A 12,967-nucleotide genomic window follows, 5' to 3' on the forward strand; every position below is an offset into this window, starting at 1 on the left:
CAAGTCCGCGCTGGAAGTCGCTAGCAGAAATCAGTAACCTAGCCGCATTCTACACAGTGTAAATCGTTATGAATATTTTAATCTCTTGGTTTTCTCAGGCGGGCGCATGGTTAACACCCTGGCTCAGTGATATTGCAGTGGCGATTGTCGCGTCACTGTTGGTGGTTTTTGGCAATGATATCAACCGGACGCTACGCCGTTTACTGACCGGCCATCATTTTATCGTGCGTACACTCGTTTTTGTGGCGATCAATGCTTTTGGTTACGGTGCTTTTATTATCGCCGTCTCCCCTTGGTTGGCACGACAAATGCGCGGATGGCCAGATCATTGGCTTTTCGCCGGCTTGGTCGCGACCTTTATTTTTATTGGTATGTGGGCACAACGGCAGCGACAAATCTAACGCCTAGCCACTACACTCACCCACAACCGTTGAGTTACGAATGTGAGCGAGAGGCTTTTCTACATGATATCGATGAATTGTCCGCCAACGAGACACATCAAGCAATCCGGCGACGGCCTCTTGGCGTATTGGTGAGAAAAAGGAGAGATGTATGCAACGCGGATTAATGTGGTTTCGCCACGACCTTCGAATACATGATAACCCTGCACTCGCCAATTTAGCCTCGAGCTGCGATCAACTGACCTGCGTGTTTGTGATTGATCCAAATTGGTATCGCGCGGATCACTTTCAAAGCAAGCACCTCGGAGCTCCACGAGAAGCGTTTTTGTGGCAAAGCTTAACCGAGCTGCATCGCGCGCTGGATGCGATGGGACAAAAGCTGATCATTCGCACCGGCAAGCCGCTCGAGGTGGTGGCGAATTTGTGTATGGATCACGCGTTTGATCTTATTGGCGTGACGGACCACCCAGGCACGCGCGAGCGTCATCAGGTTGATATGCTGGTCGAGCGCTTTCCGCAGCGGGTGGTCGTCTCGGATGCTCACACCTTGTTTACCCAGCACCAACTGCCTTTTGATTTACCGGATATCCCTGCCACGTTTACCCAATTCCGTAAAGCGGTGGAAAAACGGGGGCTCATGCCGCGCCTGCCGCTGCCGGTGCCTGAGTCGTTGCCTGCCCCCATCACAGCGATTAAGTCCGACCCCGCGCCCTTGTCTGATCGCCGAATAGCCCCTTATCAGGGCGGTGAAATCGCCGGCCGCGCGCAGCTCAATCATTACCTTTGGGATACTCACCGCATTCAGCGTTATAAAGAAACGCGAAATGGCTTGGATGGTTGGGATTTTTCGTCACGTTTATCGGCCTGGCTCGCTAACGGCAGTTTATCCGTGCGCTGGGTCGCTGCAGAGCTCGATCGCTATGAGCGTAATGTCGAGAAAAACGAGTCCACCTATTGGCTATATTTCGAGCTATTGTGGCGCGAGTATTTCCAATGGATGCTGTATCACTACGGTGCCCGCTTTTTTGCGTTCAAAGGCATTGCCAACAAACGGCCACTCACCACTTTTTATGCCGAAGCCTTTATGGCATGGCGTGAAGGCACGACGTCCTTTCCTATTGTCAATGCGGCGATGCGCCAACTTAAGCAAACCGGATGGCTCTCGAATCGCAGTCGTCAATTGGTCGCCAGCTGCTTAATCCATGAATTAGGCGTTGATTGGCGCTATGGCGCGGCGTACTTCGAACAACAACTGATTGATTTTGATGTAGCGGCTAATTATGGCAATTGGCAATACCTAGCAGGCGTTGGTGCCGATCCGCGCGGCAGCCGCCGATTTAATCTCGATAAACAAGCCAAACAGTATGATCCCGATGGCACATTTGTTAAGACTTGGGTGGGAGAACACGAATCATCCGAACTAAAGTGACCTTATCAAACCATCACTTTAACCCTCGGCGGCTGGCACAGCCGCCGACGTATATTGAGCGACTAACTGAATCACACGATCACTGACCCGGCGAGAAAATAGGAGGGCAATGTGGGTCACCGGGTACACATCGTGACTGATCATGCCCTCGATTTTGGTCTCTTCAACCAGCACAGTGCCATCGCAAACTTGGTCTTTTAATAACAATCCAGCGGGTCCCCACGGGCAATCGCCGGCAAGGCTATGTAACGGCGGAAGATTCTTCCAAGGCCTGACCTTGTCAGGGATAAGCATCTCTTCGCTGCGTTGAAACAACCAGCCGCCCCACCCCAGATCGCCAAAGATACGTGCCAACTTCGCGCCTTGATGCGGTGTGCCCAAGGTGATCACGGCACGAATGTCGAGAGGTGGTCTATCGTTCTGCTCTGTGTGCTGTTCCAAGTAACGGCGAATAATGAGTCCGCCCATCGAGTGACCAACCAAGATCGCGGGCTGGTCGCCAATAAAAGCATTTATCTTAGCGGTGATATCATCCAGATCCGGATTAAGCGTATTATAAGAAACATTCAGTACCTGATGCCCTTGTTTTTCCAAGCGCTCGCACAGCGGAATTAAAAATACGCCATGCATGTATAACCCATGAAGAGTCACTATTTTCATCCCGCCTCCCATTCGCCGCTGCGTTCAGCATACCAAGGTATGCCCCTTGCTGCCCATAGGGGGTTGATACGACAGAGAGCTTGCATCACAACAACGAGGACGCGTTAACAAAAAACGCCCCACAAACAGTGAGGCGTTGATGATGTATTGGGACGCGCATGGCGGCTTATGCGTGATGCCTAATTAGAAAATCAGGTGCGCAATCCCCGCGATGACAGGCAGTGTGACCAGCGTACGTAAAATAAAGATCACGAACAGCTCCCACAGCTTGACTGGGATTTTGCTGCCCAGCAACAACGCCCCAACTTCCGAAATATAAATCAGCTGGGTCACCGATACCGTAGCAATCACAAAACGGGTCATTTCACTGTCGATTTCAGCGGCTAAGATGGCCGGGATAAACATGTCTGCAAAACCAATCACCATGGTCTCAGACGCTTTCACCGCATCAGGGATATGCAAGAGTTCAAGCAATGGTACAAACGGTGCTCCTAGGATGCTGAACACATCGGTGTATTCGGCGACCATCAACGCCGCCGTACCAATTGCCATCACAACTGGCAACACACCTAACACCATATCGACGGCGTTTTGTACGCCTTCTTTTAGCACACTGCTTACCGAGCGAATTTTCTCGGCACGTGTCAGTGCACAGTGCAGTCCATAGCTCAGCGTATTGTGGCCAGCCGGTAGGACTTCATCATTGGTTTCACGCTCAGAGTTATCGATAAGCGCATCTTTTTTCCAGCTCAGAGGAGGAAGACGAGGAACGATGATCGCCGCGGCAATCCCCGCTAGACAGACGGTGAGATAGAACCAGGCAAACATGTGCATTAAGTCAACTTGCGCTATCACCACCAAACTAAAGCTGATTGAAACCGCAGAGAACGTCGTGCCAACCACTGCCGCTTCACGCTGGGTATAAAAACCTTGCTCATATTGTTTACTGGTCATCAAGATACCGACGCTGCCATCGCCCAACCAAGAGGCGGCACAGTCGACCGCAGAGCGCCCCGGCAGACCGAATAACGGACGCATTACCTTGGTGAAAATCGCGCCAAGCAGCTCGAGCAAGCCGAAACTTGTCAGTAGCGGCAGTAATAGACCAGCGAAAATAAACACGGATAACAAGGTAGGCAATAGCTCATTGAGCACAAAGGCCCCCGTTGTTTCACCCATGATGACTGGCGAGCCAAAACCATAAAACGCCATTACGATGAAGGCAGCCCCGAAAACACGGGTGACAAGCCATACGGGTGAGACGTTAAACAAGCCATTAAGAAAGCCATTTCGCATGATAACGGCAGGTTTGGTCAGCGTAACCAACACTGAAACAACGGCACTCAACACCACTAAGGCAGTGACGACCGCTGTTGCACTGTTACCTAGTAAGTCCAAGACACTGCTCGCCATCACCGCAATCGGAATAGTGACACTGTCACCGAAACTGACGGGCGTCATAAAAAGGAACAACCCCAATAGTGATGGGATTGCGAACATCAGAATGTTTCTCATCGAAGGTGACTTCGTAGAGAGAGTGTCAGTTTTTTGCATACGTCTGAATCCTGAATTTATATTTATCTCACCGCGAGTATCAGCGCCTTTGCTGATTAATTATTCACTCACCGTGACTAACTGACATGCAGATTATCGAATCATGCACAGGATGTAAATAACTATTTAGTCATAAATACTGAATAAATACACCCCGAAAGCAGATTGCACATGCCTAATGGTGGTTTTATAGTTCAACAAACCATCTTTTGTGAAAAGTTTGTTACGTCGTTTTATTGACCAAGATCAGATTCTGTTACTCACTTGTAGGGAATGAGGCGGGTTGGCTCACAGAATACGCTTAATGCTCAAGCGTCCAACGCCCGCATCGTTGCCAAACGCTCGTTAACCAATTTTAAAGTCAATGCGCGCGTATTCTTTGATCAACCAATCGCCAAAGTCATTGAGGAGGGTCATGACAGCACGTTTTTTTACCGGTTTACGCTCTAGCAGGATAAAAAGTCGCTCAATCGCCATTTTTTTATCCGGGTAGTGTTTGATAAAGGCATCCGCACACTCGTTGAGTGATTCACTCCAATACGCTTCTTTATGAAGTACCAAACCAAATGCACCGCGTATCAAGATATCCGCAATCGCTTGAGCTGTATTGAGCTGGGTATTCCATGTGGTGGCGGCAGTGATTTTTTGTTTGGCGCGCGCGAGTTTGTCAGAGATATCTGGATTCATCGCCTTCGCCACTTCCCAGCTGGCTTCAAATAAACCAAAACTGGCTGACAAGTCTTGGCCATAGAGGCAAATGGCTCTGTGCTTAAAAAAGAATCCCCAGTGAAAGATTTGTGAGAGATCTCTAACATGTGACACGGTCACTATATCGATATGACAATCACTGATCACCTTGCTATGGCTGGTTTTTAATCGCCAGAGCAAGGTGTTTAATGCGTTCGATTGATCAAGCGTCAGGGCGTGTTGGCACACCACCGTCAGCGATAGCACACTTTCATTCACCACGGCCCGCCGCCAAACAATATCTCCACTCACATAGACGCTGTGAAGCCGCTTGCCGAGCAAGCCACGGAGTTGCTTCACCGCTTTAATCATCACGGGGATAAATTCAGATTGGAACGGGGCACGCCGGTCGGGCTCCGGTAAATAGGCGTTTCTGGGTTGCAACTGAGTCACGACTTTCACACAGGTTTGGGTACGCGCGCTATTGTTGGTCATCTGCATAAACAAATCAACGCTCTAACTGTGGGTCTGCTTTTATTTTAGCCAGAGGTTGTCGATTTCACCATGGACACCGACGGTTGGGAGGAGAAATGCGTATACGCTAGGTACGCGCTTCTTTGTAAAAGGCAACCAATACAGCGCGGCTGAGATACCCCTTACAGCATGATATAGTGCGCATACATACAGACAATGAGAGCTTACCATGACGCAAGAGAATCAACTCAGCTTGGAGACCGTGTTAGAGATCGCGTTCGAGATTTTTGCCGAAACGGCCCCAGACAACTTGGAGTTCGACGATTTAATGCTCTATGAGTCCCGTTTTGAAGAAGAAGGGGGCGCTGTGGTGGTTGAGGTCAATAGTGATTGGCCAGAGCATGTGGGTGCCGATGTTGACTTGTCTCAGTGTGCCGAGGTGCAAATGGGTTTAGCTGGCGCTGAGGTGTTAGATGAAGTCTTTGTGCGTATGCTCATCAGCCGAGATCCGGATAATAAATTCTGTCATTTATTGTGGAAGCGCAGCCCAACACAGCTCCACTAGCCCTGCCCTACAGGATAACGGCAGCGGTAGGTGCTGCCGTTGTGGATGCGACTGTCCCACCCATGGCGTCCAGTCAGCTGTGGATACCCTGTCGCGGAGACATGACTAAGGGTTATCGGTGCGGACTGGTGCTGACTTCATGGAATAATCCCCGTTTGAATGATTACAGTACGGTCACAGAATCCGCGTCATTATGGGCTTGAGCGCGATAACTGATCACCAGTCCTAAGCTTGCCAGGGTCGCCAATGTCAGCATGATTATCCCTAACGACAATTGGCTCGCCACACCGAGGCTACTGGCCGCTAGTGTTACTAGGCCTGCCAATAGATTTTGCGCGCCGCCAAGAATGGCCCCTGCGGTACCCGCATGGTGAGGGAAAGGATTAATCGCCCCCGTACTGGCAGCCGGAAAGAGAATACCTGCGCCAGCAAAATACACACAGCCGCCACCGACCAACGCATAGAGTGAGACGTCACCGAGCATACCGGGTAAACCTATAACCCCTGCCCCTAACAAGGCTAAGACACCACCCAATGTCAGGGTAGGATAATACCCCATGCTCTCGGAAAGCCGACTCGACAGGCCTGACCCGACTAAGTAAGCCGGCAGGGGGACGACAAATAGCAAACTAATCACACTCGGAGATAATGCCAACGCATCTGACATGATCACGCCCGCCGCTGCCTCGAACAAAGACACACCGGAAAAAACGGTAATCAAGCATAGCAAATAGCCTTTGAACTGACGCGATCGCATCACATGACGATAGCGCGCGCCAAAATGCCCAGGTTGCCGTAAATCAGCGGGCAAGGTCTCGCTAAAGCGCCAAGCCATAATGGTATAAACCAATACCGCGAGTAACAATAAGAAGAAGTAACTGGCACGCCAATGTAAAGCCTCGGTTAAAAACCCTCCCAGAAGCGGGGCAACTAAGGGAGAAAAGATCAGTCCCATACTGACTAGGCTGTTGGCGCGGTGCAGTTTGGCTCCTGCAAAACAATCTCGGGTTAAGGTGCGCGCCATGGCACCGCCGCAGCCAATCCCCGCGCCTTGAACAATACTGCCCAGTAAAAATATCGCAAAGGAGGTCGCCAATAAGGTGATAGCAGTCCCGACTAAAAACAATGCTAACCCAAACAAGATAACCGGCTTGCGGCCGATACGATCGGAGACAGGGCCATAAACAAACTGTGATAACCCATAGGGAATAAGATAACAAGCCATCACCGCTTGCAACCAAGCGGGCGATACGGCGAAGTCGTCCGCCATTGCACCGATGGATGGTACATACATGGTTTGGGTCATTTGCCCAACCGCCGCTAATAGAACGATCAATAGCAATAGCTTGCCCATAGGCATTGCCGAGGACATACCAGCACTCCTAAAAATAATTATGCGAAAATAAGTAAGGAATAGGTGGCGAGATTGAGGATAAAGGCCTAACCCACTCTGCCACCTAATGATAGACAGGCGAATGATAGGCTTTAAGAGAGCATGTCGCAATCAGAGTCGATAATAACGATCCCGATTCTTTATTATATTAAAGATTAGTTTATCTAATCCTAAAGCCAGCGTCGGACACGAGCTGCATAAGCGTCAAAATCATCAGGCCATTGGCGTGATAAACGGGCTTCTTCAGCAGGAATAAATGTGGCGGATAGGTAGGCCATAAAAGCGGGAATCATCCCCCAGCACCATAGCGCATTAAAATACAGCCCAGCCGCAGCGATAATCAGTACCAACGCCAGATACATGGGGTTGCGGGTATAACGATAGATCCCAGTGGTCACCAACGCTGAAGGCATTTGTAGCGGATCAAGTGTGGTGTGATGGCGATGGAACGCCCATTTAGCTGCGGCTAATAACCCCACAGCTAACCCCAGAGGCAAGGCAGCCCACACCGGAGCACCCAGCACCAGCGAAAAAGGAAAGAAATGGCTCAGTAATAAACCAATCGCAACCGCAATGAGCATCGCCACAGGGGGCAATGGGGGAAAGAGGTAATGCCATGTTTGCACACGCATGACTCGTCCTTGAGTAATGACTGATATAATGGCAGTAATGTAGCGAATATGGGCAGTGATTGTCACTGCCCTGCGAGCAATTTAGCCCATTTTTATCGACGAATGTTTAATCTTGCTCAATATTGAGACGATGCTTGCCGTGCTCAATCTTTGCCTTAAGATAGTTACGATTACCGTCTTTAAGGTGGGCTTTGGTGCCAATCACTTCTTTGAGAGTAATCCCTGCCGCTTGTAGCTCTTCGATCTTTTTGGGGTTATTGGTAATCAAGCGAATACGGTGAGCGTCTAACGCTTTTAGCATCTGCGCCGCTTCGGAAAAATCACGCAAGTCATCGGCAAACCCCAAGTGGTTGTTCGCTTCATACGTCGTCATCCCTTCGCTTTGTAGCTTGTAGGCATCCAGCTTGTTATACAGCCCTATCCCGCGCCCTTCTTGGCGCAAATAAAGAATAATACCGCCATCTTCACCCATCTTTTGGATGGTTTCTTCAAGTTGCTCACCACAATCGCATCGAGAGGAATGGAAGACATCACCGGTTAAACACTCGGAATGCATACGAACTAAAGGCGGATCAGCTTTCTTATCGGCTTGTTGGAAAATTAGCGCGACGTGCTCTTGCTCAGATTCTAAACCATGGAAGGAAAGGATCTCTGCTGGGATCTGACTTCCCACCCCGACTTTCAACGGCACTCGGGCCCTAACTTTAACCATTCTGCGTCTATCTCTTACTGCTGATACCCGATTGAGGGCGCTAACATTACTACACCCAAATCAGTATGCCAATTCAAAAATGTTATATTATAACATTTATAGGGAGGATGCGATAACATCGTGTTGGGAGGCACCTGTCGCGTTGTCTCTACCCTCATCACTGCAAACGCCGCACCACCGCAGCCGGATTACCAGCCACAATAGAAAAGGGTTCGATGTCCGCATCAACCACTGATCCGGCTTCAATCACTACCCCTTCACCGATCGCCGCACCCGCTTTTATCACGGTATTTCCCTCGATGATGACGTTATTACCGATGATGACATCTTGAGAGGACTCGCATTCACCTCGGGCAATGTCTAGCGGTAATACGCGATGACGCGTGGTATAGATCCCTACGTTAGGGCCAATACTCACATTATCGCCAATACTGACGTGCGCGCCGTCTAAAATGGTGCAATTGGGACCGACGCTTACATTACTGCCAAGATGAATATTCATCCCATAATGACAAAAGAAAGGCGCATCGATTTCAACGTTATCGCCAATTCGGGCGAATAGCTTGGTGGTTACCACCGCTAAACTGGCGGCATCTTCAGGATCAAGCCGATTAAACTGTTGGCAAAGTCGACGCGCGGCATATCGAAACAAAGTCAGCTCTTCATCCGCGGGACAATAAGGCAGGCCGCGTTGCATTTTTTCAAACTCTGTCATCGGCGCTACCCTTGATGCGGCATTTGTAACGACGTTGACTCAAAGCCGGGGTTATCCACTGTCGACAAAGAGACCAGCGAGTCACCGTATTCACGCAAGAATTGGTTTCCCAGCGAGGCCCCCAGCTGATAGTCGGCTTCTAATGCCGCCGGCTTACTCAGCAAGGCACTGCTTTGCAGCGGCGCGCTCGGCGCAATTTGCACTATCTGAGCACGCGCTGGCGGTGACGCCAAAAACTGCAGTTCACTTTGGTAGCTTTGGTAATGCGTGGTCAGCATCTTGAGCATTTCCGTATTCAATGGTTTGCCCGATAAAGACTGCAACCGATAAATCGTGTCACCACCAAACAGCCAACGACCACCATTTTGCATCGCTTTTTCTTTCATGCTGTCGCGCACACGATTAACCAGTTGCTCGCGGCTAGACTTATAGCGCTCTGATAGTTCCCCTAGCTGCTTACTCAGCTCTTTCTGGAAGGTTTCAAAGCGGGCGAGTCGATATTTCGACTCAAAATTTGATAGATAGTCGGAGAGCTTAAATTGCGGTCTTTTCGTCTCAAAGCGTTCGCGCAGTGTCTCAAGAAAGCGGCGGTTTTCGTCATCGCGCTTTTCTTGCTCTATCACAGGCTCGGTACGTACAACCACAATAATATCTGCCCCGCGCGCGAACGCCTCCTTTACCGGGATCGCCGCAGTGACCCCGCCATCGACATAGCGGTGCGACCCGATAGTCACCGGATGCGGGTAAAGAAGCGGTATCGCACAGGTCGCTTTCAGAGCATCTGGCCAGCTGTCTTCTGTCAGTGAGAAAAAGGCCGGTTGCAATGTATCGACGTCTGTCGCACACGCGTAGGCATAGCGGCTTTGCAGATGGCGCCGCGCGGCTTCCATATCTAACGCGGTTTCTTTGCCCGGCAAGGCCGTATCGAGCGCCCAATCCAAGTCCATGTAATGCTGGCGACGCACATACTTCATCAAATGGAAGAAGCGCTCTTGCGTGGTGAGCTGCGTAATAAAGCGGTAGCCATATTGATATTGCTGACACACATACGCGCTCATATTAAGCGCCCCCGCCGAGGTGCCAAAATAAAGCTCAAAAGGATCAAATCGGTGGGTTAAAAAAGCATCTAGCACACCGGCTGTAAAAATGCCTCGTTGTCCGCCCCCTTGAAGCACTAGGGCGATGCGCTGCGGCCGCGCGCGCGTCCCGCTCTGTGCACTAGCGGTCAACGCGTTGTCGGTCAATACCGTGGGCTGCACGGCTTGATTAGTTTCTACCACGTTCGCCCCTTACCATCACACTTAGCGTTATGCTTATGTTTTATTGAATATTTTTAGTTAGCTATAGCTCATAGTCTAACGCGTCGTGTGATACTGTGCTAGCGCTTAGCGCGCCGTGGCATCGTCATCGAGCTAGCGGCCACCTCGGTGATGTTTATGCCAGCACCGCTACGGCGGCAAATGTAAAAATAAGGCCGAGTGCGCAGGCTGTCGTCAGCAATGCATAAGTGAGGGTCGTATTCATGATGTTCTCCTAGATGATCACGCTGCTATAACAAGTATAAACCATGTTTAGTGTGCGTCTTTGTTGCCTAAAATTCTGCTAATGAGATCATGTTTTTTGGCGCTGTGGCACGGGCTCGATACGTATTCCCGTTGTTTTTTTCATCAATTGGCGACCGACAAAAAATAACCATTAATCACCAGTTATTGACAATCTAGACAGCTCATTTAACTACTTTATCGCAAAAAGACATGATTTATCTCTGCCTATATGCACAGATAGCAGGTTAACCCCCATTTTCTTGCTAACTTGTTGGTTTTAAGGCTATTGATTTAGCCTCACGCTGTGCTTAATGTGCAATGACTGCCCGCTTTAGATAAAAAATTCAACATTCGGGCAACAGGAAGTTAAAAATCAATATTGCGGGAATGTGCTATTTCTTTCATATCGACCCAAAAAACGCAGCCTCACAACACTGCATATTTGGATGGACGTAAAGAAAGGCGATTCGCAAAGGAGTAAGTAGATATGAAAAGAGAACAATGGGGCTCACGCGCTGGGTTTATCTTGGCTGCCGTGGGGTCAGCAGTCGGCTTAGGGAATATTTGGCGGTTCCCTTACATGGCCTATGAGAACGGTGGCGGGGCCTTTTTTATTCCATACCTTTTCGCCATGCTCACCGCGGGTATTCCATTTATGATTATGGAATTTGGGCTAGGGAAAAAACTGCGCGGCTCATCGCCCGTGGTCTTTTCCAAGCTCAATACCAAATTTGAGTGGCTGGGATGGTTTCAAGTTTTAATCGCGGCCACCATCGGGATTTACTACGTGGCCGTGATTGGCTGGGCCATTTCCTACTTTGGCTTTTCGTTTGGCCAAGATTGGGGCACGGATACCAACGCGTTCTTCTTCTCCGATTACCTAAAACTCGGAGAAAACTCTCCCACCAGCTTGGGTGATTGGCAGTGGCACATCGCGATTCCAATGATCATCGCTTGGGCTATCACCTATGCAGCGGTTTTCCGTGGCGTGAAAGGCGGCATAGAGAAAGCCAGCAAAATCATGATGCCTTTGCTTTTTGTCATGGTGTTGTTGCTCATTGGCCGCGTGGTAATGCTGCCTGGTGCGCTAGATGGTTTAAACTATCTGTTCTCGCCTGACTTTAGCAAATTGGCCGATGCCAGTGTGTGGTCCGCCGCCTACGGGCAGATCTTCTTCACACTGTCAGTGGGCTTTGCCATCATGCTTGCCTACTCTAGCTATTTGCCAGAAAAGTCTGACGTCAACAATAACGCCTTGATGACGGTGTTGATCAACTGTGGTTTCTCGATTGTCGCCGGCGTGCTGATCTTCTCCATTCTTGGTTATATGGCCGCGGAGCAAAGTAAAGGGATCACCGACGTGGTCAGTGGTGGGGTTGGTCTAGCGTTCGTCACCTTACCCGCGGCGATTAATCTGCTCCCTATCCCTTATATTCTTGGCCCACTGTTCTTCCTGGCGTTGGTTGTTGCTGGCTTGAGTTCGCACATTTCCATCATCGAAGCCGTCACATCATCCATCATGGACAAACTCAATGTGACTCGCCAAAAAGCGGCGACAGCCGTCTGTGGTGTGGGTTTTGTCGTCTCAATGGCGTTCGCCACCAACGGCGGTTTGTTGCTGCTAGATTTGGTCGATTACTTTGTTAACAACGTTGCACTGCTCACAAGCTGCTTGCTTGAGCTACTGTTGGTCGGCTGGCTGGTTAAACTGTCAGACATCCGTCAATATGCTAACCGTATCTCTGAGTTCAGCGTGGGACAGTGGATGGAAATTTGTATCCGCTTTATCAGCCCCATTATGCTGGCGGTGATCTTGGTGAAAAACCTGATTGACACCTTCAACGAAGGCTACGGTGGTTACGCACAATTCGAATTACTGACCCTAGGTTGGGGCTTGGTCGCTGCCATGCTTGTGGTAGGGATTATCGTTAATAGCACCACGCCCCCTGCTCGCGATATGGAGACAGACGCATGACAACAGGCGCAATTATCATGATGCTTATCGGCTTTGCCGTCACTTGGGGTGGCGCGGCTTTATGTATTCGTAAAGCCATGCACAGCAATAGCGAATAGCGCGTCACGGTTCATAACACACTGTGATGTCAACCAAAGCCCTCTTAATCGAGGGCTTTGTCTTTTTCACGCTCTCGCGTCGTCATGCGATGCACTATCTGCCTTTTTATACCTTTACCCCTCCTGGG

General features: G+C 49.9%; 13 protein-coding genes. 5 read left to right on the forward strand and 8 right to left on the reverse strand.

Translation table 11 applies throughout. The features are described from left to right. Window positions 1-68: 68 nt before the first annotated feature. Window positions 69-401, forward strand: a complete 333-nt coding sequence (locus tag BGL48_RS02980; protein ID WP_069361264.1) for a DUF3392 domain-containing protein — start codon at window positions 69-71, stop codon at window positions 399-401. 151 nt (window positions 402-552) lie between these two features. Further along, complete coding sequence (locus tag BGL48_RS02985) at window positions 553-1,830, forward strand: DASH family cryptochrome (protein WP_069361265.1); 1,278 nt, start codon at window positions 553-555, stop codon at window positions 1,828-1,830. 18 nt (window positions 1,831-1,848) lie between these two features. Here BGL48_RS02985 and BGL48_RS02990 read toward each other — a convergent pair whose 3' ends face one another. The 3 genes from BGL48_RS02990 to BGL48_RS03000 all read right to left on the reverse strand — a co-directional run bounded on the left by BGL48_RS02990 (window position 1,849) and on the right by BGL48_RS03000 (window position 5,232). Next, window positions 1,849-2,490, reverse strand: a complete 642-nt coding sequence (locus BGL48_RS02990; RefSeq protein WP_069361266.1) for an esterase/lipase family protein — start codon at window positions 2,488-2,490, stop codon at window positions 1,849-1,851. 183 nt (window positions 2,491-2,673) lie between these two features. Then, window positions 2,674-4,044, reverse strand: coding sequence for a YjiH family protein (locus BGL48_RS02995; protein WP_227486463.1), 1,371 nt, complete (start codon window positions 4,042-4,044; stop codon window positions 2,674-2,676). A gap of 345 nt (window positions 4,045-4,389) precedes the next feature. Further along, on the reverse strand, window positions 4,390-5,232 hold the full coding sequence (locus BGL48_RS03000) for a hypothetical protein (RefSeq protein WP_083238397.1): 843 nt from the start codon (window positions 5,230-5,232) through the stop codon (window positions 4,390-4,392). Between the two features lie 202 nt (window positions 5,233-5,434). On the opposite strand from BGL48_RS03000, the gene BGL48_RS03005 reads away from it, so the two are divergent. Beyond that, window positions 5,435-5,770 (forward strand): DUF440 family protein, encoded by a 336-nt coding sequence (locus BGL48_RS03005; protein ID WP_069361267.1) that lies wholly within the window; start codon window positions 5,435-5,437, stop codon window positions 5,768-5,770. A 163-nt stretch (window positions 5,771-5,933) separates the two neighbouring features. On the opposite strand, the gene emrD is transcribed toward BGL48_RS03005, so the two are convergent. The 5 genes from emrD to BGL48_RS03030 form a co-directional block, all read right to left on the reverse strand. Continuing rightward, window positions 5,934-7,142 carry a multidrug efflux MFS transporter EmrD gene (emrD, locus tag BGL48_RS03010; RefSeq protein WP_069361268.1) on the reverse strand — a complete coding sequence of 403 codons (1,209 nt, stop codon included), beginning with the start codon at window positions 7,140-7,142 and terminating at the stop codon, window positions 5,934-5,936. A 191-nt stretch (window positions 7,143-7,333) separates the two neighbouring features. After that, a complete protein-coding gene (locus tag BGL48_RS03015) occupies window positions 7,334-7,795 on the reverse strand; it encodes a methyltransferase family protein (RefSeq protein ID WP_069361269.1) in 462 nt (153 codons plus the stop codon). A gap of 106 nt (window positions 7,796-7,901) precedes the next feature. Further along, the gene (locus tag BGL48_RS03020; protein ID WP_069361270.1) at window positions 7,902-8,507 is read right to left on the reverse strand and encodes a GTP cyclohydrolase II; all 606 of its coding nucleotides are present in this window, start codon (window positions 8,505-8,507) and stop codon (window positions 7,902-7,904) included. 157 nt (window positions 8,508-8,664) lie between these two features. Further along, a complete protein-coding gene (locus BGL48_RS03025; protein WP_069361271.1) occupies window positions 8,665-9,222 on the reverse strand; it encodes a sugar O-acetyltransferase in 558 nt (185 codons plus the stop codon). A gap of 5 nt (window positions 9,223-9,227) precedes the next feature. Further along, a complete protein-coding gene (locus BGL48_RS03030; RefSeq protein ID WP_069361272.1) occupies window positions 9,228-10,502 on the reverse strand; it encodes a patatin-like phospholipase family protein in 1,275 nt (424 codons plus the stop codon). A 751-nt stretch (window positions 10,503-11,253) separates the two neighbouring features. Here BGL48_RS03030 and BGL48_RS03035 point away from each other — a divergent pair. Both BGL48_RS03035 and BGL48_RS16095 read left to right on the forward strand, forming a co-directional pair. Then, on the forward strand, window positions 11,254-12,741 hold the full coding sequence (locus tag BGL48_RS03035) for a sodium-dependent transporter (RefSeq protein ID WP_069361273.1): 1,488 nt from the start codon (window positions 11,254-11,256) through the stop codon (window positions 12,739-12,741). After that, window positions 12,738-12,839 carry a MetS family NSS transporter small subunit gene (locus BGL48_RS16095; protein WP_100297978.1) on the forward strand — a complete coding sequence of 34 codons (102 nt, stop codon included), beginning with the start codon at window positions 12,738-12,740 and terminating at the stop codon, window positions 12,837-12,839. Before BGL48_RS03035 ends, BGL48_RS16095 begins: the two co-directional genes overlap by 4 nt. The last annotated feature ends 128 nt before the right edge of the window (window positions 12,840-12,967 follow it).

It is taken from the genome of Salinivibrio sp. SS3 (assembly GCF_001722105.1).
GTDB lineage: Bacteria > Pseudomonadota > Gammaproteobacteria > Enterobacterales > Vibrionaceae > Salinivibrio > Salinivibrio kushneri.

Bases quoted from the DNA above. Each gene is read 5' to 3' on its own strand.
- BGL48_RS02980 (WP_069361264.1), top strand. From the start codon at position 69: ATGAATATTTTAATCTCTTGGTTTTCTCAGGCGGGCGCATGGTTAACA.
- BGL48_RS02985 (WP_069361265.1), top strand. From the start codon at position 553: ATGCAACGCGGATTAATGTGGTTTCGCCACGACCTTCGAATACATGAT.
- BGL48_RS02990 (WP_069361266.1), bottom strand. From the start codon at position 2,490: ATGAAAATAGTGACTCTTCATGGGTTATACATGCATGGCGTATTTTTA.
- BGL48_RS02995 (WP_227486463.1), bottom strand. From the start codon at position 4,044: ATGCAAAAAACTGACACTCTCTCTACGAAGTCACCTTCGATGAGAAAC.
- BGL48_RS03000 (WP_083238397.1), bottom strand. From the start codon at position 5,232: ATGCAGATGACCAACAATAGCGCGCGTACCCAAACCTGTGTGAAAGTC.
- BGL48_RS03005 (WP_069361267.1), top strand. From the start codon at position 5,435: ATGACGCAAGAGAATCAACTCAGCTTGGAGACCGTGTTAGAGATCGCG.
- emrD (WP_069361268.1), bottom strand. From the start codon at position 7,142: ATGTCCTCGGCAATGCCTATGGGCAAGCTATTGCTATTGATCGTTCTA.
- BGL48_RS03015 (WP_069361269.1), bottom strand. From the start codon at position 7,795: ATGCGTGTGCAAACATGGCATTACCTCTTTCCCCCATTGCCCCCTGTG.
- BGL48_RS03020 (WP_069361270.1), bottom strand. From the start codon at position 8,507: ATGGTTAAAGTTAGGGCCCGAGTGCCGTTGAAAGTCGGGGTGGGAAGT.
- BGL48_RS03025 (WP_069361271.1), bottom strand. From the start codon at position 9,222: ATGACAGAGTTTGAAAAAATGCAACGCGGCCTGCCTTATTGTCCCGCG.
- BGL48_RS03035 (WP_069361273.1), top strand. From the start codon at position 11,254: ATGAAAAGAGAACAATGGGGCTCACGCGCTGGGTTTATCTTGGCTGCC.
- BGL48_RS16095 (WP_100297978.1), top strand. From the start codon at position 12,738: ATGACAACAGGCGCAATTATCATGATGCTTATCGGCTTTGCCGTCACT.